This is a genomic window from Chryseobacterium sp. C-71 (assembly GCF_020911865.1).
Lineage (GTDB): Bacteria > Bacteroidota > Bacteroidia > Flavobacteriales > Weeksellaceae > Chryseobacterium.
Genome location: NZ_CP087131.1, coordinates 3,446,006 through 3,467,100 on the forward strand (window position 1 = coordinate 3,446,006; position 21,095 = coordinate 3,467,100).

Annotated in this window: 16 protein-coding genes; all 16 read left to right on the forward strand. The window is 35.5% G+C overall.

What is annotated here, in order from left to right; all coding sequences use genetic code 11:
• Nucleotides 1-20: 20 nt before the first annotated feature.
• The 16 genes from tssO (at nt 21) to LNP04_RS16020 (ending at nt 21,035) form a co-directional block, all read left to right on the forward strand.
• The gene (tssO, locus tag LNP04_RS15945) at nt 21-539 is read left to right on the forward strand and encodes a type VI secretion system TssO (protein ID WP_229983893.1); all 519 of its coding nucleotides are present in this window, start codon (nt 21-23) and stop codon (nt 537-539) included.
• Nucleotides 540-575: 36 nt separating this feature from the next.
• Entirely contained in the window at nt 576-1,478 is a 903-nt protein-coding gene (locus LNP04_RS15950; RefSeq protein ID WP_229983894.1) for a PKD domain-containing protein, read from the forward strand.
• A 60-nt stretch (nt 1,479-1,538) separates the two neighbouring features.
• Complete coding sequence (gene tssR / locus LNP04_RS15955) at nt 1,539-3,938, forward strand: type VI secretion system protein TssR domain-containing protein (protein ID WP_229983895.1); 2,400 nt, start codon at nt 1,539-1,541, stop codon at nt 3,936-3,938.
• A gap of 94 nt (nt 3,939-4,032) precedes the next feature.
• Entirely contained in the window at nt 4,033-4,536 is a 504-nt protein-coding gene (locus LNP04_RS15960; RefSeq protein ID WP_229983896.1) for a DUF4280 domain-containing protein, read from the forward strand.
• A gap of 16 nt (nt 4,537-4,552) precedes the next feature.
• Nucleotides 4,553-7,861 carry a peptidoglycan DD-metalloendopeptidase family protein gene (locus LNP04_RS15965; protein WP_229983897.1) on the forward strand — a complete coding sequence of 1,103 codons (3,309 nt, stop codon included), beginning with the start codon at nt 4,553-4,555 and terminating at the stop codon, nt 7,859-7,861.
• 9 nt (nt 7,862-7,870) lie between these two features.
• Nucleotides 7,871-9,007 carry a hypothetical protein gene (locus LNP04_RS15970; protein WP_229983898.1) on the forward strand — a complete coding sequence of 379 codons (1,137 nt, stop codon included), beginning with the start codon at nt 7,871-7,873 and terminating at the stop codon, nt 9,005-9,007.
• A 60-nt stretch (nt 9,008-9,067) separates the two neighbouring features.
• Nucleotides 9,068-10,012 carry a hypothetical protein gene (locus LNP04_RS15975; RefSeq protein ID WP_229983899.1) on the forward strand — a complete coding sequence of 315 codons (945 nt, stop codon included), beginning with the start codon at nt 9,068-9,070 and terminating at the stop codon, nt 10,010-10,012.
• 167 nt (nt 10,013-10,179) lie between these two features.
• Nucleotides 10,180-10,584: a type VI secretion system tube protein TssD gene (gene tssD, locus LNP04_RS15980; RefSeq protein ID WP_229983900.1), complete on the forward strand. Its 405-nt coding sequence runs from the start codon at nt 10,180-10,182 to the stop codon at nt 10,582-10,584.
• Between the two features lie 365 nt (nt 10,585-10,949).
• Nucleotides 10,950-12,884 carry a type VI secretion system Vgr family protein gene (locus tag LNP04_RS15985; protein ID WP_229983901.1) on the forward strand — a complete coding sequence of 645 codons (1,935 nt, stop codon included), beginning with the start codon at nt 10,950-10,952 and terminating at the stop codon, nt 12,882-12,884.
• An 11-nt stretch (nt 12,885-12,895) separates the two neighbouring features.
• Complete coding sequence (locus LNP04_RS15990; protein ID WP_229983902.1) at nt 12,896-14,263, forward strand: hypothetical protein; 1,368 nt, start codon at nt 12,896-12,898, stop codon at nt 14,261-14,263.
• A 4-nt stretch (nt 14,264-14,267) separates the two neighbouring features.
• Nucleotides 14,268-14,921 (forward strand): hypothetical protein, encoded by a 654-nt coding sequence (locus LNP04_RS15995; RefSeq protein ID WP_229983903.1) that lies wholly within the window; start codon nt 14,268-14,270, stop codon nt 14,919-14,921.
• A gap of 344 nt (nt 14,922-15,265) precedes the next feature.
• Nucleotides 15,266-15,670: a type VI secretion system tube protein TssD gene (tssD, locus tag LNP04_RS16000; protein ID WP_229983904.1), complete on the forward strand. Its 405-nt coding sequence runs from the start codon at nt 15,266-15,268 to the stop codon at nt 15,668-15,670.
• 237 nt (nt 15,671-15,907) lie between these two features.
• Nucleotides 15,908-18,082: a type VI secretion system Vgr family protein gene (locus LNP04_RS16005; protein WP_229983905.1), complete on the forward strand. Its 2,175-nt coding sequence runs from the start codon at nt 15,908-15,910 to the stop codon at nt 18,080-18,082.
• Between the two features lie 9 nt (nt 18,083-18,091).
• Nucleotides 18,092-18,898, forward strand: a complete 807-nt coding sequence (locus LNP04_RS16010) for a hypothetical protein (RefSeq protein ID WP_229983906.1) — start codon at nt 18,092-18,094, stop codon at nt 18,896-18,898.
• Between the two features lie 7 nt (nt 18,899-18,905).
• A complete protein-coding gene (locus LNP04_RS16015; RefSeq protein WP_229983907.1) occupies nt 18,906-20,585 on the forward strand; it encodes a polymorphic toxin-type HINT domain-containing protein in 1,680 nt (559 codons plus the stop codon).
• 60 nt (nt 20,586-20,645) lie between these two features.
• Nucleotides 20,646-21,035: a hypothetical protein gene (locus LNP04_RS16020; protein ID WP_229983908.1), complete on the forward strand. Its 390-nt coding sequence runs from the start codon at nt 20,646-20,648 to the stop codon at nt 21,033-21,035.
• Nucleotides 21,036-21,095: the final 60 nt, after the last annotated feature.

The window sequence follows — 21,095 nt, forward strand, 5'->3', positions numbered from 1 at the left end:
TACTTTAAAGAAACCAAATTATGCAAGGACAAATTACACTTTCAAAAAAAGAAAAACGTTTTCAGTTTTTATATCTCATCTTGATGCTGCTGGCGGCTATGATTCTGCTGGGAATTATTTTTCTGAACCGTTTTGAATCTCCTTTTACTTCATCAGATATTGTTGCATTAGATCGATTGGAAGAGAAAGCGAAGTTTGATAACGAACAGAAAAAAATTCAAAAAATAGTTGACAGCACTTTTATGCAGATTTCTCGTATAAAAGAAGAAATTCCGGATGTCATGGTAGATCACGACATTGAAAGAAATACCGATTATATACGTGGAACCAAAAAAAGGTTCAGTACAGACGATAATAGAATAGACGCTTATCCTCAGATTGCAAAGCTTTTCGAAATGTACTACAACGATAAAAAAAGAGTAACGGCTATTTCATTTGATACCAAAAATTTTGAAAAGAGGACTCAGGAATGCATCGTAGGGTATAAAAATAAAGAGCAACGCCTCTTTGATCGGGATAATGCCATGAAAGCTAGATAAAAACACAAGTATTACAACACATCACACCAAATTATCATGAACTATTTTGAAAAAAACAAAAAAAACATCATCATCGGTGTTATCGCAACATTGTTGCTTGCCGCCCTCGTCGCATTGTGGCTTCAGAAAAAAGTAATTCACTCAGCAGACGATATCTTGGCAACAGTTTACCCTTCACCTGTTTTGGTCGGCGACAGCCTTTTCTTTGAAGATAAAACACCATTTGCAAAAACCAGAAAATGGAATTTCGGAGACGGATCTACATCAGATAAGAACAAAGGTGTTCACATTTTTAAAAGACCAGGGTTTTATAACGTGGCGCTTATTATTGATGATCAGTACACAAAAACATATCCAATTGTTGTTTCCGGAAAACGTGAAGTACAGAGAGATACTGTGAGAGTACCTACGGTCATTGATGCACAAACGCAAGCGATGCAGTTTGAGACCGTACAGTTTAAGGCAATATCAGATGCTACACAGTTTACCTGGAAATTTGGTGAAAATACAGGAATTGATTCAAAAGATAAGCTTGCAACCTATTCTTACAAAAAACCCGGGAATTATGTCGTGACTTTATACACAGATGTGGACAAAGAGCCGATTTTACACAGAATAACCATTTTGGCTGAGTATAACGATGTAGAAGAAGCTGCTGCAATAGATAATTCTTACGAAGAAAGAGATAACGACTTCAAATACCGTCTTCAGCAAATTGCTAACGGAAATAGCTTCAACACACATTACAATTACCTTTTGAGTAAATATTTATGCAATAATGAAAATTCTATTGTACAGGTAAATGATAGTAAAATCAATAATTTTTATATGTATTGTGCAAGCCTTCAGTTTGATAAAAATAAGGTTATTCAGACCGTAAAACTCAACTATGATGAGGCAGGTTGTGTAACGAAGGCAGACATTAATCAAAGTAAATAAACAAACAATTATTCCTGAATTTTTTCATGGAATAACACACCAACTATAAAGAATATTAAGATGAAAAATAAATTTCCTCTCGCGGCATATTATATCGGCTTATCGGTATTACTTACAGGCTGTCAGGTAAAATTGCCGTCAAAAAAAACGCCTGAACCTAAACAATATGGCCAAATCAACAGTGCTCCTGTTATTGACGGTTTTTCTAAAAAATCCGTTCCATGGATTGTAATCTCAGACAGATCAAGAAATTCAGCATATTTAGATAAAAGTGATGAGAAATCTTATAAAGAAGTCAAGTTTTTAGAGCCATTGATGGTTCTAAAAAATAGAGACGGAATGGTAAAAGTTGCCGAATATATTCCTGATGCTTTAATGAAAAAAGTTTCTTCGAAATCTGTGAAAACCTACGGCTGGATTCCCGAATCTGATCTTCTTCTGTGGAGCAGTTCTCTGAAAAGCGAAAAAACAGGGTATCCGCTAAGGGTTGCAGTTGTTCCGAATAGTCCGGAAGTGATTAAACATTCAGAAAGATATTACAAAAATGATTCTATCATGGTGTTTAATTCTCCAAGTCTGATAGAAGCTGCTGATGTAAAAATACCAAACGGGCAGATGGTGTATGTCTACAAAATGGCAGAAAACAACAAAAGATTTTTGGTAGGCAAAAAACCATCTGTTGATATGGACAGTATTAATACGGGTCTTTATGGGTGGGTAAGTTCTGATGTAATTTCATCTTGGGGAGAACGTTCTGCCGTTAAAATGAAAAATCCTACCGGCATCAAAGAAACAAGTTTGGGAATTCATGAAGGTTCACCTGGAGGTACAGATGCAGAGAAAAGAATTGCAATTTTACTTACTGATGTTGACAAAAGAAAACCACTCGAAAACATTTTTCCGGTTAAACTAGCGCTTAATGATACCATTGTGGCAGACACCAAAACAAAGTATTTTACAAATGTGTTAGATTACAGCAAAAATTACGCATCCAATGTTTTAGGAGATAAAATTTACTTCGATCGCTATAAGGAAATTATCGAAAAGAATAGAAAAGCCAATATTGTTTTTGTGTTAGATGTAAGTGCAGCTAACGCACCTTATACACCCATTGTAAAATCATTATTAGAAGATCTCCAGTTGAGATTTGAGAAGCCGTCTTACTTTAATTCAATTAAATATGGTGTCGTACTTTACAAAAACAATCCTTGTGGAGAAAATGTAGCTCCATCACTATTAAGCAAAGACTATAGTAAAATTACAGCATTTATTGATGATAAGATCAACGAAATGAATTGCCAAAGTACAGGTGGAAATCAACCTTTAAACGAAGGTTTGATTGCTGCCGGAAATTTACTTTCTGAAGTTCCTGATGAAACCAATATTGTTATCACAATCGGTACTTCAGCCAATAAAAGTGGAAATATGTATGGCGTTATTAATTCATTGACTCAGGCGCAGGCAAAAGTGATTATGTTCCAGACGAACTCACGTTCTTCAGATACGTACAACGATTTTGTTTTGATGGCTGAAAATATTGTTACAAATACAGCTAAAAATGTAGCCGAATTAAAAAAACAGAAAATCATCGATCAAAATGATGTTTTAATAAAAAATAATTTTAGCTTGGTTGAAAGTGATGCGGGGTTTTATTCATTAGACTTCCCAAAACAAAGTATGTCTCCCGGATTTGTAATTTTTCCTAAAAAAGGTGATATTGCCCCTCCTGGATTTTTAAAAAAAGCGGTTGACAGCTTGATTGCTCAGGTTACTTTTGATAATACCAAAATAGATAGTTCTCTCAACGAGAGATTTCAAACATCCGTAGGAGCTGGTCGTACAGAGGTTGATTTTAAATATAAATATTTATATCCGGGACTTCCCAGTCCTGTACCTGCAGGAATTGCAGCACAGTTGATCAATTACGGAAACCCATTTTTGCAGTCAGGATATATTCCTAGAGACTTACTAGATTTGAAGTCAGGAATGGAGAAAGGTATTTTAATTTCTGAGGCTGAATATGATCAGCTTAAAGCATTTTACTCGGAAGTGTACGAAAAAACTGGTGCCGCAAAAGCTGATTTTAAGCAAACAAGAGCATTGAGAGAGTATATTAAGCTTTTGAAAAAATATAATCCTACTTTGAAATTCTTAGACAAAGGAGAATTATATGAACAGCCAATGTCTTATGCAGTGGGAATCAGTACAGGTTTTGATAATTCTGATTCAGAAAAAATGTCGAAATTTAAGTTAAAAGGATGGAAAAAATCAAAAATTATCACTAATGAAGAGGCAAGATCTTATTTTAAATATTACAAAGTACTAGCAGAAAGAATGCTTACCCACAGAAAAAATAAGGCAGTAAAAATAGAACAGAACGGTCAAGAATTTTATTGGTTAAATGAGTATTTCATGCCAACCACCTTACCGGTAGAAGAACCCGAATATACTCAACATTAATTACTTATCAGATAAAGAAAGCGGAAAATTTAATTTCCGTTTTTTTTATTTTAAATAACTTTTTGTTATCTTTGATTACCAAACATCACAAAATATGTCAGAGCAATCATCATCTCATGACGGCAAACACTTTGTCGTACAGAAAGGGAAATGCCAGTGTAATCAAGGTGATCAGTTCCCACAGCATAAAGTTACCGCACATCAAAAACATTATTGGAATGATGCTGCGGGCAATGCAGATTATCTAGCCGTAACAGAAGATGATCTTCAATTCAATCCTCCAGGACCAAGTTTCGGAAAATGCAAGCTAAAACCAAGCTCAAGCGGATATCTCCCTTGTTCTTATGCTCCAGCCGGAAAATGGCAGAAAACTTATGATAAAGTTATGATTATGGGTAAAAAAGCGGTGACAGAAGTTTCAGAGCTTCAATGTACTATAGGTGGAAAAATAACCATCAAAGATCATGGTCAAAGGGGTGAGATCAGCAAGCAAAATGTAAAAAATGCCAATGCCAAAACGGTAAGACACATGAATCCACTTGTGGATGTGAATGACTTCAAAGAAACTGTTTCTGAAAGTGAAATAGACGCTTATTAATCTAAAAATTTCTGCGATGTCAAAAAGAGGAGTTTCAAAAATATCGGGTAATTCTTCTCCAAAAGTAGGAGAAGCCACCACATATAGTATTACAGAATGGTATCCTGCCACACCTTCAGCTCAGCGAAATGAAGGAGGTGTAACTTGGGAATTATTTAAAAAACGCACCAACGGAAGTTTTACAACAACGAATATCAAGAAAACCGGTTCAGGAACATTCACCTTCGGTGAGGTTGCTCAACGGAATACCTATCGTCTGGAAGCTTATCTTTATGAACCAGAAGGATCGGGAACTTCTTGTATTGAGATTAATCCTCAACCTGTTGCTATTCCCAGAATCAATAAAGTTGAGCTTCAATATGTAGATGATTCGCCCGGAACAGTTTTCAGTTACACTGAAAAGATGCGTGCCAGAGCACAATGTGTTAATTTGTCTGGTCAAAAACTGAAATTTTCTCTTTGGGAAGATGATGCGGCAGGTGATGGGCATAATGCCAGCAATCTTTTAATTGAAATTAAAGAAGCAACCGTTGATTCCAGCGGAGTTGCTGTTGCAGAATTTATGTTAACCCGAGCATTAATGCAAAAAGCAATGCAGGGAGAAACAGATCCTCAGAAACTCGAATTTTATGTTACTGTAGAATATTTTTCCCATAACAAACACGCTACGAACAATATAAATATTGATAATCCTCTAACCACATCCCCAAGACCTCAACCGAGACCTCAGACCAATACAGGTTCTGCACAGCCCGCCCAAAATCAGAATGGAAATGCAGCTCCGAGAGCCCAAGGTTCACCTGCAACTGAAAAACCTCAGTCTCAAAAAGAAGAAAAAGGAATTATCGATACCGTTACTGATTGGTGGAATAATCTTGAACTTTGGGATTGGGGAGAGGCATCTGGAACCATCGAACCAACACAACCTCCAACTCAGCAGCCTGCGAATGGAAGAACAGTAAGCATTGTACAGGATTCTGGGGTAGAAGACCTTTTGGATGCATATTTTGCTAAAAAAGAATATACGATACAAACAGGTGAAGTAGCTGGAACTTTAGAATATAAGATGGGTAGTAACGGAAATAAAACTTCTACCGATGCCGAAAAAGAAAATATTGCAAAAATTATTCTTGCCAAGCCTGCGGTAAAAGCGTTGGCAGCTAAGAAAGAATATACAACACTAGAAGCCATCAAGCAAGCGCTTTCGAAAGAGGTGTATAATAAAGACGAAAAAGTTACCTTTCAGACGTTTAAATTGGGAGCAGAATTTAAGAAAATAAACAGCGCTCCGCTTGAAGCAAAAGTATATTTGGTTGCCCGTACTTCAGGTTTAAATGGAAAACAGGCTACAATCATTATCAAGGAAAAGGATGGTCTTATCAAAGGTTCGGCAGGAGCTGTTCTTCCGGTTTTAGAAATTACAGAAGCACAAATGGAACAAACTTCCGCGTCAGCGGAGGTAAAAGGAACTGAAAAAACAGAATTCACAGCCACGATAGAAAATGGTATTGCAAAAGTTCCTGTGCATCTGCGACCAAAATCTGATGATGAACTGAAGCAATGGAAGGAAAAAGTTACTAAAGGAAAAGAAGATGGAGAGTATACCTATAAATTTGGAGGTATAAACAATATAACAGATGAAAATTCTAAAAAAAGAATTGCAGAAACTATTCTGAAAAATGCCAAAAGCGGAAATTCAAATAATGAGAAAATTGAAGAAGGCAAATCTGCTTATCTTGACGATATCATAAAAGTTCTTGAAATAAAAACCTATCAAAAAGATGAGACAATTAAGTTTAAACTCTATAAAAAAGCAAAAGAACTTCTGTATCTTCAGGCAAAAGCACAGGGAGAAAAACAGCATGATAAAGAATTCTTAAAAGAAGATGGAGCATATTTTGAAATCTCTAAAGGCAATTGTTCTTGCAACCGAGACTTAACAGACCTTGAATTTCAGGAAATTTTAAAATCACTTCGTGAGCCGGAAAGGCTAGAGATAAATGGAATCTGGCAACCTAGAAATGCCGGAGGATCAAACCCGGAAGACATATCATTATCTTCTACTGTCAGAAAATTTAACGAAGTGATGAAAAAATATGATATTAATACCTGTATAAGAAAGGTGTATTTCATCGCAGAGTGTTATCATGAAACGGATAGATTTTATTCTACAAAAGAATATGACAGTTCACATACTCCAAACTACGACCCATACAGAGGCAGAGGGATTATTCAGTTAACACACAAGGAAGCTTACGAGAGGTATGCATTTTATAAAGAAGATGATACTATTGTAACAGATTATAATAAAATAGCAACAGACATAGATTTAGTTTTTGACAGTGCGGGATGGTACTGGAGGCAAGGCAAACTCCTTTCAGTTGGAGATCGTTGGACTCCCTCGAATGCAGCACAGCAATCATTTAAATTAAATTCTCGTTCATATCCCAAAACGAATTATGACACTGAATATACTCACGAAAGTGGTTCAACAGTAAAGAGATATGGAAGTATTAATTTAAACTTAGTTGCAGACAACGATGATATAAATACAATCTCATATCTGATAAATGGTGGAGATAATGGACTTGAAGAAAGAAAAAAATATCTTAAAGAACTTAAAGAAATACCGTTTTTTATATGTGAAGATAACAAATCAGGTGATTGGCATGATCCTGTTGATAACCCTATAAGTACTAATTTGTATCAGAATGGTAATTTAGACAATACCTCAAAAATTTGGGGATTGTTCGGGGACGATATCAGACAGGAAGTCAATAGAAAGCATACCGGATTAGATTTGTTTGCAACAACAGGAACCACTATTTTTGCTTGTGTAGATGGTACTGTCTACAACAGACGCTGGCATTCAGGATATGGAAATACAATTACAATAAAAGTGAAAGATCCGAAGGCATTTATGGCACGGAAAAGAAATAATTATACCCACAAAACGACCAGAGAAATGGAAAGTGGTACCAATTGGGATGATTCGGGAGATATCTATTTGTTCTATGCTCACTTAGATTCTGTAAATGCATTTACATTTGAACAGGACGTGAAATGTGGCGATCCGCTGGGAACTACAGGAAGGTCTGGTGTAACTGGGGGAACACATGCGCCACACTTACATTTTGAGATTTTCTGCAGCTACAATATGGGCGTCGGGACAAATTATAGAATCAATCCTGCATATTTTGTAGAGTATAAATATTATGACGATCAAAGCGAGAGTGAAAGAAATTCTCAAATAACTGAAAAAGACAGAGGGCAGATTACCGAGGTAAACGGTACTGAGCAATTAGGAACTAACAATTTATTTTAGATTAAATCAATGAAGAAAATATTTTTATATACAGCATTTTTTTCGGTAGTTTTTTTTTCTTGTAAAAAGACGACTGTTGACAAGCCTGCAGAAGATAAAACTTATGCATCATCTGCACCAGTTAATAAAAATGATAATTCTGCATACAAAGAAGTTTTTGATGTAAAGAAAAGTTCAGATTATGATGAAAAAAATGAAGTAAAAAAGTTAGATTTAATTTATAAATCTCTCCTTATAAAAATAAGGTATATATCAGATAGAGCGTACATTTCTTTACAAAATGAAAATAATAAATTATTTGACTGGAAGCCTCTTCAAATGAATTTTTATTACGATATGTCCTTCGCTGACGCAGAAAAAGATATACATCTCCTATTAAAGGATGATGACACATCTAGTGGTTATTTAGTGCTTCCGGCATTTACAGAGCAGTTTTCCACTTATTTTGTTTATCATTTTGAAAAAGGTACTCTTCATTATATAGGAAACTATGAATTTACTGATTTTGGTAAAGGTTCTTTTTCATTTGACGAAAAATCAAGAGAGCTGAATGTTTTATCCTCAGATTCAGTTAAAAAGCTAAGCAAAATAAAAGATACGGAAATCGAAAAATCTAATAAAGTAGCAGAAGATATACAATTGTTAAGCGGAAATAGTGATAAAAAAAGCACCGGAAATTTCAGCCAATACATCAATAATAAAGATTATTTTATCAAAACGTTCGATGTAAACAAAGACGGAGTTACTGACAAAATTGTAAGTCAAAACCGGTTTATGGGAGATGAAATATTAGTGTTTTTAGGAGATAAAAGTAACAATTACAATTTAGCTTTAAAATCGACTAATTTTTCCGAAGACGGAGGAAATCAGATTACAGATATTAAAGAAACAAGTGAAGGATACGAAATTATTACTCAATTTCCGGATAGAGGATATGTTCAGAATAGTTACTTTGTATCGGGTACAGGCAATCAATTTATCTTAAAAAAAATCAAAACAGAATCTGATTCTTGGCAAAATAATTATAGAGAAAATTGTGTACAGGATATTAATTTCAATTTAAAAAAATCATCACAAGAACTTTATGAAACCATAAGCAAAACAAAAAAAAACTGTACGAAAACTTCTGGAATCAATAAAAAGTAAAGAAATAATATTTGAATATCTGAGAAATTAAAGCTTTCTCAATAATAAGAATGGTAATCTATGACGCTTCATTTTATCCGCCAGGGCGACACTCTCCAAAGCATTGCAGAGCAAATCAATCTCGAAAACCCTTTATACATCAAAGAATTTCACAACCAGCATTGTGCGAGAGAAGATTATATTGTGGAGAATTTAGTTGCAGGTAGAAAATTATTTTTGCCGGATCATTTTGCAATTCAAAATTACAATTCAAGAAATGATGCACCCTTTAAAAGTCCTGAAAGAAATCCTAATATCAATTTCCATCCGGAAAATTTAAATATTCAATATAAAGTCAGCATCACAGAATCATCTTTTGTTGATCATAAAAAAACTGAAAATTCATTTTCATATCAATTTTCTTTAAAATGGATAGAAAACGAATTCAATCATCATATTTTTCATCTTTCTAGAAACAATTTTTCAATTCAAAATCAGACGAAAATTGGCGATATGGCGATTGCCTGCTTTCAATCTATCGATCCAATTGAGATTCAAACTAATCCAAAAGGTGAAATTATTTCAATTAACCTTTTAAAGAAAACAATTGAAAATTTCCCTGAGATAAAAGCAAATTTGCTCGATCGATTTCCTGATCAATATGCAAAAATTTACATCGATGAATTTGAATATGCCGTTCTCAATCAGGAATTATTTCAGAAAAAAATGAAACAAGACTGGTTGATAAAAACCTATTTTGCTTCACTCAGGAACGATTTCAAAAACGGAAAATCTCATTTTCAGATCATCCTAGAAAATGAATTGTTAGATATTAATCAGACTGCAGAGGTTTTGGAAAATAATGATGAAATCATACTCAGCCAAGATTCTGAAAAGCCAGATTTTAAAGGGAAATATATTCTTTCGAAAGCGGCTGGTTTGATAAATTCTTTAGAAATCAATCATTCATATATAGACTTTGGTATTGTGTATTCTTCTGATTTTAAGATAGATAAATTGGGGTAATTGTAAGTTGAAATAAAAACCAATCGTAGTTTTACTACATCAAATCGTAGAATTACTACAAATTTTCAAAAAGTTCTTTAAAAGTTTTAAAAATATTTTTGGTGTATTTATCTTTGGGTATACAAAAAATCATTTTACGAAATATTAACGATTAAAATTTACAAATCATGGCAGCAAATTCAAGAGGAATCTTAAAATTCAACGGTGGCGAAGGTCAGAAATTATTAAAACTGAACTACAGTGTTTCAAGATCAACAGACGTATCGGGTAGAGTAGCATCAGACCCTTCGAATGCATTGATCAAACTAACAATCGAGGCAACAGAAAAATCTGACATCCTAGAGTCATTGTTAAACGGAAAATACAAGCCGACTTCAGGCGAAATCACATTCAACAAATCTCACGAAGAAGGTACTTTGATTACTTTGAACTGGGAAAACGGTTACGTTATTCAGCATGAAGTAGACTTCGATGCGGTAGACGAAAACTCAATGTTGATCAGCTTTGTAGTAAGTGCAGAAAAAATCAATTACGGAACCGCAGCTTTCGAAGGTCTTTGGCCAACAAGCTAAAATCCGTCGATGCATTTTAAGTATTATGGTATACAAAAAGACTGTCTGCAAGACGGTCTTTTTCGTCTGCAATATTTTATTTGGGCAGCAATGAACTTCGTTCGTAAACTTCGAAAAAGCCTACGCTTTTTCTCATTTATGTCTTCCACTCTCCGCTCTGTCACTCTGAGCTTGTCGAAGAGTCCGTTCAAGCCGGGCTGCAATCTGGTATGTCTTAGAAAAATTGATCCGAAAAAGAACTTATTTCACAGAGTACACAGATTTCCAAATGTTTAAGAAAAGTTAAAAATCAAAAATTTAATACATAAAATCTGCAGGAATAAATAAAATTTAATAACTTTAAACCACCACACAATCACAACAATATGAATACCTCAGAAAAAACCAGAGGTTCTTCTTTCCGTCCGTCACAAAACGCAGAAGGAATCTCAGACAGTCACCATACCGGCATCAACCGCCTGGTCAAATTATCTTTGGTTATTGAAGGTAAAGTGATCAAATATTACAAACATTTCAAGCTTACCCAAAGTGCACAGAAGCACCACGAGTTTACCTTGACTTTAGCTCACGACACTTTAGGCGACCGCCAAACCCATACTTTAGAAGAAGCCAATAAGTTTTTAGGCAAACGTCTGACGGCAATTATCTCTTATAAAGACATCGACAAAAGTCCTGAACGTACATTTGTCGGCGTCATTACAGGAGTAGGTTTCAGCCAAGAGAGAATGAGTTTGGGAAACATTGTTTTATCCGGTTTCAGCCCGACTATTTTGCTCGATGGTGCTCCTCATATTCAAAGTTTTGGCGGAAGTCAGGCTGTGAATATGGGAATTATTGCTGAAGAAGTCATTAAACAAGGTTTAGATAAAAGCCGTTTTGATATCAGAATCGATACAAATGATTATTCTCAAATCATCTACAGCAGCCAATATGATGAAACGCATTACAACTATCTGGCGAGAATGGCAGAAGCGTATGGTGAACAGTTTTATTATGACGGTGAAGTTCTTCATTTCGGAAAACTTCCGCCACAGAATCAACCGATTAAATTAACTTACGGAAGTAGTGCGAATGATATCAAAGTTGAATTAAAAGCAGTTCATACAAAGCCTCAATTTTATGGCTACAATAGCAACAAAAATGAAGTTTTAAAGTCAGGAGCAACCCCGATTCAGCATGTCGGAGATTTAGCAAAAACTGCTTACCAGCACAATGACAATATTTATAAAACTCCGTCGTTAAGAGTTGCTCCAATCAAAGCAACAACCCATTTAGATGTAGAATATTCTCAAAAAAGCACTTCGGGAAGTGAGGCGGTCAACGTTTTCAATATTTCAGGTTCAACAACGGTTCCTTTTTTACATCCTGGCTGCGCCGTAGATGTTGAAATGAGAAAACCTGATACGAATGAAACTTCGTATTTCACAAGAATCATGGTGACAGAAACGACGCATGAAATAGACACCATTGGTCATTACACCGGAAGTTTTAAGGGAATCGCATCCGATACAGGATTTTTACCAAAACCGGAATTCACAGTTCCAGTCGCTCAACCACAGATTGCCACGGTTATTTCCAACACCGATCCGGAAGGCCAAGGAAGAGTTCAGGTAAGATTTGACTGGCAGACGAATGACACGACGCATTTTATCAGAATGATGAGTCCTGATGCGGGAGGAACAGACCAGATTACTCAAAACCGAGGGTATGTAGCAATTCCTGAAGTGGGTGATCAGGTAATGGTGAATTTTGTACACAATCATCCGGACAGACCTTTCGTCATGGGTGGGATGTTTCATGGTGGAACAGCGTTAGGAGGATTTGCAGACAACCGAGTAAAATCTATCATGACAAGGAGTGGTCATAAGATTGTTTTCACAGAGGATGAAAGTATCATTATTACAGATAAATCGGGCAATGAAATTCATCTGGATACGACCGGAAGTAATATCAATATCACAGCACCTGAAACGATGACGCTGAATTGCAAGAATATGAATATCAATGTTGGGGAAAATATGACAACTTCTGTGGGAGTAAATAAGTCAGATACCATAGGAATGAATAATACCGAAAGTGTGGGCGCTATGAAAATAACTTCCGTAATGGGAGATACAAGCATGTTTATCACTGGTAAGCTTACAGAAATGATTGAAGGTGACGTTACAAGTGAAGTGAAAAAAGGTAAAACCGTAATTAATTCTGATCAGGGAATCGAAACAAGCTCAAACGGATCTATCAGCAAGCATGCGCAGAAGGAAGTTCAAAACAACAGTGGTGAACAAAGCAAGAACTACTAATACCTTGAAGTATGAGCAGAACGAGAATTGTAAAAGGTAAGATAACAGAAGTTATTGAGAAAGATTATAATATTTTTTCTGAAAGTAACATTGTAGACAATGCTACGGAAATGGTTACCGAAAAGGGAGAAACCAATGGAATAGGTTATAAAAATCCTTCAAAACCTTCTGCCGGAGAAATTAAAGCGCAGTGTCTGGTGCAATTCAGACCGCATGATAAATACATGAGCAATCCGGATTTTGGTTTTGATTGGCTTAGACAGGGAGATTCGGGGCAAAAAGGGGATGATTGGTTTGGAGCCATTATGGGTAGATATTTTGAAGAAAGTAGCTTTGCGACACCATTTCAGAATACCAATAGCTGGACAAGAGATAATATTAATAATCCTGAAGGCTATTTTAAAAAAGAACTCAATATGTATGATAAAAAGCTGAAAAGTTATAAAAGCTTTTCAGTAGTTTGGAAAAAGATCAATAAAAAGGCATATTTATATCCTATTCCTACATTAACATTATTTAAAGGCAAATCAGCATTATTTACACTTAAAATTGAAATTAAAGAAAAGCCCAAAAAACTTACTTTTGAATTTAAAGATAAAGATGCCGAAAAATATTTAAGTCTCAACTTAAAAGAAATAGGAGACATAAGAAAAGGGAAATATGATAAATTCAATTACCTTGAAATTTCATGTAAGCAAGAATTTGGTAAAGAACAGATTTTGCATGTAAAAGCAGATGGTGAGATCTGTGGTGCAATGAGAATTCACCCCAATGATAAAAATTTTGTAAAAAAAATAAATGTCGTCATTATCAAAGTAAAAACTGATGCCAACGGCAGTGCTGTTATCGGTAAGCCCGCGACAGGAGGGAAAGTTTTTTTCTCACAATGTATGTCACAGGCTTTGGTTTCGGTTTCAATGATAGAAGAAAATTTAGACTGCACAGGAAATTTTCTGTTTAATAAATTCAAAAGTAATTTTTGCACCAATGTAAACGGAGTCTTTAAAGTAACAAACAGTACTGGCTTGCGGGATTATCTTGAAGATAAAGTAAAAAGTGAATTCGGAAACAAATATGATAATCACTATAGACTTTACTTCATTGGAGAGAGCGGAAATTGGAACGGTTTTGCTTATGGAAATTCAAAATTCGGGGTTTACTTCAAATCTCATAATAAAGCAACAGTAGCCCACGAGACCATGCATGCAATGAATCTGCCGCATACATTTGCAAGTATTACTCAGGGTACAATGCCCGCAAACTATACTTATCAGGCAAAAAAGACCAATAATATTATGGATTACAGCCACTTGGCAGGTATAGAAAGGTTTTGTTCGTATCACTGGCATTGGAAAATTTTAAATAAAAAAATTAGCTAAACACATGAAATATTTACTAATACTACTATTTTCGGTGCTTATTTCCTGTGATGGTCACAGCCAGGGAAAAAAAGCAGGAAATCAATCAAAATCAGGTATGAGAGAAAAAATAAATAAAGAATTAGCTTTGAAATTTGAAAAAGATTCAGATTTTTCATACAAACTTCCCAATGGAAATGAAATTTATATGATGGAAAACCCAAAAGAAAATTCTGCAGGTATACAATATGAAAGACTTCCTTCTCCTTCATTCTATACCATTTACAAAGAGTTTTATCCTGACGGTTTTCTCAAAAAGAAAGAAACACTTTTAGGTCAGTACACCAAAGTTGGGATTTCAGAATACTATGACGAGAAAGGAAAACTTGATACCAAAAATGAAGATGAAAAGTTCGGGAAAATAAAACCTGCAGATGTTCTGAAGATTTTAGATAAGAAGAAAATTATTAATTTATCTACAGGAGAAGGAAGATTTGACGAAAACGGAAATTCCGCTTTTACCATTACTTTTGATAAAAATAAAAATCAATACACGGTCACAGTAGAAAAAGGCAAAGCCAATACAAATCCGGAGTTGGGAATTGGTGAGCCGCCAGCTTTTATTCCCGTTTACTATATAATTGATGGCGAAACCGGAAATGTAACTGAAAAGCAATAATCTGCTTTAGACTTAAAGAATCCTATCTTATAAAATAATTAACAAAGGCATTTTCAAATAGGCAAAATCTAAATTTGTTAAATAGTCTAAAATTTTATTAATTAAATCTTAATTTTATCATTTTTAAGTGATTTTTCACAAAATGATTACTTGTAAACCCTTTCTGGTAAAGGGTTTTTTGTTTTTACTTAATGAAAGTCGTAGTTCTACTACACAAAATCGTAGTTCTACTACAAAATGTCAAATAACACCTAAAAATGTTTTTGTAACCAATCTTTGGCTCTATCTTCGCTATAGATAAAACATCAAATCACAAAATATTAACAGTTTAAAATTTACAAATCATGGCAGACAATTCAAGAGGAATCTTAAAATTCAACGGAAGTGAAGGACAAAAATTATTAAAGCTTAATTACAGCGTATCAAGATCTACAGACGTTTCCGGACGTGTAGCTTCAGATCCTTCCAATGCAATTATCAAGCTTACGATAGAAGCTACAGAGAAATCTGAAATTCTTGAAAGTTTGCTTAATGGGAAATACAAACCAACTTCTGGTGAAATCACATTCAACAAATCTCACGAAGAGGGTACATTAATCACTTTAAACTGGGAAAACGGTTACGTTATTCAGCATGAAGTTGATTTTGACGCTGTAGACCAAAATTCTATGTTGATCAGCTTCATCGTAAGCGCAGAAAAAATCAATTATGGTAATGCAGCTTATGAAGGTATTTGGCCAGGTAACTAAAAACCTAATTATTTAAAATCAAAATTCTTACAGAATAGCGTGCCCGTCAAAAAGCAAGCTATTCTGTTTTGTTGTTTTTAAAGGGATTTTTATCATTTTTAATTTAAATACTTAATGTAATAAAAATCACCTCTGACTTATTGAAATTTGCATTTTTTTCTGAAAAAAGATATTTGGTGCAATATCTGTGGTCAAATAATTGAAAAATCACTATTCACAAATCGAAAAAATATGGCTATGTTTCAGAATAATAACTCAGCAAAACCGGAAGCCTCCAAAGATTCAGCAACCTCAAAAGCTGTAAATAAAGCCAGTGATAAAGCTAAAAAATCGGCAGGTAAAATGGATGTTGCAGGTGAAAAGGTCTCTCAGGCACAATCGCTCGCCGGAACTGTAAAGAATTCTTCAGCAATGTTTATGAATCAGAATATGCAGTCAAATAATCCTCTCACGACCGAAGGAAAAGTTTGGGCAAAGCAGCCAACTTCAAAGATTCATAATGCAACAGCAATCCCTACCAGCCAGATTTTAGGCATCAACAGAGTTGTAAAGCTTGATGTGATTATTGAAGGAAAACAAATTCAGCATTTTAAACATTTTAAACTGAATCAAAGTGCTGTAAAGCATCATAGTTTTAGTCTGACTTTAGCTCATGATACCTTGGGAAGTTCAGAAAACCACAATTTAGAGGAAGCTCAGAATTTTTTAGGAAAAAGACTGACGGTTATTTTTAAATATAAAGATGTTATCGATGGTCCCGAAAGAAATTTTGTCGGCGTCATTACAGAAGTTGGTTTTAGTCAAGATAAAGGGAGTCTGGGAAATATTGTTCTCACAGGTTTCAGTCCGACGGTTCTTTTAGATGCTGCTCCGCACATTCAAAGTTTTGGCGGTGCACAGGAAATAAGTCTGAATAGTATTGCTGACCGTGTAATAAAAGAAGGTCTTGGCGGAAGCAAATTTGATTTTAGGGTAGACGCTCAACATGGAAATGTCTCCTACAGCTCACAATACGAAGAGACGCATTATAATTATTTAGCTAGAATTGCAGAAGCCTATGGCGAGCAGTTCTTTTATGATGGAGAAGTATTGCATTTTGGTAAACTTCCACCTTCGGAACAACCTGTAAAGCTTACTTACGGAAGCAGCGTCAGTGATGTTAAAATAAAAATGAAAGCTCGGCATGTAAATCCTACATTTTACGGCTATAACAGCAGTAAAAATGAAAAGCTGACAACGGGAAGTTCAAAAATAAATCATTCTTCAGATATTGCTAAAAGAGCTTATGAAATTTCTGAAAAAACATTTACTACACCATCATTAAGAGTTGCTCCGATTAAAGCATCTTCTTTCATGGACGTGGATGCTTCCCAAAAAGGAACGGCAGGAAGTATAGCTTCCGAGGTTTTTGTGACTTCAGGAACAACTACAGTTCCGTTTTTGTATCCGGGTTGTGCTGCAGATATTGAGATGCGGCAATCTGAGACTAATCAAACCTCATATTTTACGAAACTTCTGATGATAGAAGTCTCGCATGAAGTAGATGCTAGAGGATATTACACCGGAAACTTTGAAGCTATAGCAGCAGACTGCGGATATATTCCACGACCTGAGTTTGAAAGTCCGAGAGCAGATGCACAGTTTGCAAAAGTTGTTTCTAATACAGATCCTTTGAACCAAGGAAGAGTTCAGATACAGTTTGACTGGCAGAGTGGTCAGGATACTTCAGAATTTATCAGAGTAATGACACCTGATGCCGGAGGAAGCGATAAAGTGAGCAAAAATCGAGGCTTTATGGCAATTCCCGAAGTGGGAGATCAGGTTGTTGTTAATTTTGCTCACCAACATCCAGACAGACCATTTGTGATGGGCGGAATGTTTCACGGGCAAGTAGGAGGCGGTGGCGGAACCGGAAATAATATTAAAAGTTTAAGCAGTAGAAGTGGCAATAAACTGGAACTAGATGATGGTGCTGGTTCTGTATTTCTTACCGATCAAGGCGGTGCAAATATGAAATTTGACGGTGCCGGAAATGCTACAACGAACACAAATAATGATAAAACCGTAACAGTAGGAAATAATAATTCGGTAAATGTTGCCAATGATAATACGGTAAAAGCCGGAAATACAAGCATGATTAATGTGGGTGAAGCCTCAATCCTTCAGATGGATAAATCGGGTAAAGTGTCACTCACTGCGACGACTGAATTTAAAATTGTAGTAGGCGCAAGCACCATTGTCATTGATAAGGAAGGTAAAATTACAATCAATGGTAAAGAAATCATCGTTGATGCCACAAAATCGATTAATTTTTCAGCAACAAACGATACAAAACTAGGAGGTAAAAATGTAAATGTAACGGGAAGCGCAGAAGTTCAGATTAATGGTAAAAAAGTAAATATTAATAAATAAGTAACCCTGATGGAAATAGGTAAAGAATATTTATACAATACCAATATTATTGGGAAAACTAAAGTTCATAGTTTAGACAGTAATTATAAAATTAACATTAAAACATCAGTCACTTACAAAGGAAAAGATCCGGACGAAGATTTTCACATTTTTGAAATTACCGAAACAGAATATAATTTAGAAATGTATGAAGATCCTTTAATCGTACAGATTACCGAAATGACCAACAAAGTATGCAGTATTTACAGCACTCTGGAAGTCGGCGTCAATAAAAAAGGAGAAATAGCTAAGATTTATAATCGTGAAATGATTCGTGATCGATGGAAGGGGGTTAAAGATTGGCTTACCAATGCACATCCCATCGAGGCGTACGAAATTATCCGGGCAAAAGAATATGAGCTCACCAATGAAGAAATGGAAATCAAAAGCATCAGATATATTCATTTTCTGTATCAGTTCTTCTATATTTTCGGAAAAGAACCGCTTGCTGAAGGCAGTAAAAGTTATCAGAAGAGAGAAGATATGGATCGGTTTGGAGCTGGCGTTGTGATTCCGGTCAATATTTCGGTTACAGAAAAACTGACCGAGCAGGATTTAAGCGAATGGAATGTTAATGGAATGATGATCAGAGATGATAAAATGATTCGAAGGTTACGGGAATTTGCAAAAGACAATTATATGCATCCCGATTACAAAGTAAAAGGAAAGTACTTATATGATGACAGAATCTTGCTAAAGTCTGATTTTACAATCACAGAGCAGCTTGGCGAGTTCTTCTATTATCATTGTTATATGGATACTCACTTAGAATTCTAACAGTATTATGGCAGACGAACAATATCTTACCGAAAAACACTACGTTGTTTGCGATAAAGGGATGGCACCCAAAAAGATGAAAGTTACAAGCCAGAATTTTGTAACCTTTAGCGGGGATAAAGCTGCCACAGAGCTTGATACTTTAAAAGGGAATAACTTTATCTGTCTTGGCAAAACTGCATTCATCGCAGGAGCTGTAGCGGGAATTGCTGTGGGAATTTGTGCAATGATTCCCGGACCGGGTTGGCTTGTTGCCGCCATTATTGCAGCTGCCATTTTAGCTGCTGTTGCTATAGGTGCTTTGAAATGTAAAGCCGCCGCGGATACTAGAAAATGGACGAATACTGCACAAAGATTTTCAATAGAAGACAAAAAAGCCCTTACACTGTCCTCCGTTATGATGTGTCCTGCGGAAGGAGGTACCATCACCCCAAAAGAAACCGCATGGGAGGCCTGGGGAAGTGCAGCACTCACTAATCTTGGTCACGTTGCCAATTTTGCTTTTGGTTTTCTTGCCGGCCGTGGTGCGGTAGGAATGGTAGGAGGTGCAACAGGTGCTACTACAGCCGCAGGAGTTACCGGAGCACGGCAGACCGCAGTTACATTCGGTCGTGAATTTGGTCGTCAGTTTGCTAATACAGCACGAAAAGAATTAGTCGAACAGTTTACTTTTAAAGGATTCAAAAATGCATCACTCTTCTGTAAAACCATGCGTGGACTGGGAATTGGCGGAGCTTATTACGAACAGTACAATATCTGGAGCAGTGACAAAAGTGCCCTGGAAAAATTGCAGGAAAGCGGTGTGAGTCTTATACTAGGTATTTTTGCTGCAAAAGGGGCAACATTGGTTTGTTTTCCTGAAGGAACCAAAGTTCATACCCAAAATGGTTTGGCAAATATTGAAGATTTATACGAAGGAGATTTAGTACTCACCTTTAATGAAGAAACGAAACAGCAGGAATATAAACCCATACTTACAAAACACGAAAGATTTACCCAGCAAATGCTTTCTTTGGAACTGCCAACCGGAGAATTCGTACGTGTCACTCCTGAGCACAGATTTTTCTGCAATGATGAATGGATAGAAGCCGGAAATCTTAAAGCTGGAGATTTATTACATTTAAAAGGTGGTGATTATACCACAGTTATCAGCATAGAAACCTTGCCTCATTACGGAAAAGTTTATAATTTTGATATTGAAGACAATGAGAATTATTATGTAACTGAAGATGGCATTTTGGTACATAATGGGTATGCTGCAGGTTCTCCGGAACATAAAGCTCAGGCGTGGGATGATTATCAGGCAAGAGGGGGTGAGTGGGATTATAACCGCTGGAGCAATACTTATGAAGCAAATATGCAGAATGCCAATAGAGGGAATGCTGCTGCTGATAATTATCACAATGAATTGGGATGGGGAGCAAGAGAACAGACTGTTAAAGTTGAAATAAACGGACAAACTGTTAACAGAAGATTAGATATAGCAGATGTTGATGCTAAGATGGGAGTTGAGGTTAAATCTGGAAATTATTTTTCAAGAACGGAAGATATCATGTCAGAAATTGAAAGAGATAGAGAACTTGTAAGACAGGGTTGGGATATCGAATGGAAAATAGAAGGAGGTGCCAGTCAGCCATTATTAGATGAACTGAGAGACGCAGGAATAAACGTTACACATATTAAATAATATATAATGTCATATACCAAAGAAAATTTTCAAGAATGGATTTTTTTAATAGGAGAAAAAATGGATTTTTTTTCTCAGGAATTTGCTTCAGAAAACAACTTACTATTAGATTATAGTTTAAAATCGTTAGATGATTTAGAAAATTGGATCATAACCAATTACCCTAATATTAATGCTCTTAAAGAAGATCAGAAAATTTTAGATTTATTGACAATCTATATTGGTGAAACTTTTAGAAAACATCTTGGTGGAAAATGGTTCATAGATCTGGAAGATAAAGATAATGCGTATTATCACATGCCGGTTTTAACGAGTCCCTATTATAAAGGTGAAATTTATAAAGCCCCGAGAACTTTTGCTACTGCATGCATTCCTAGAAAAAAGGGAAATTATATAAGTACCATATTAAAGAATAATATGGAAGATATGTCTATTCCTATCGAAGAATAAGCTTCTAAATAACGTACACAAAGAACGCATCAATTTGATGCGTTCTTTTGTTTTAAACAA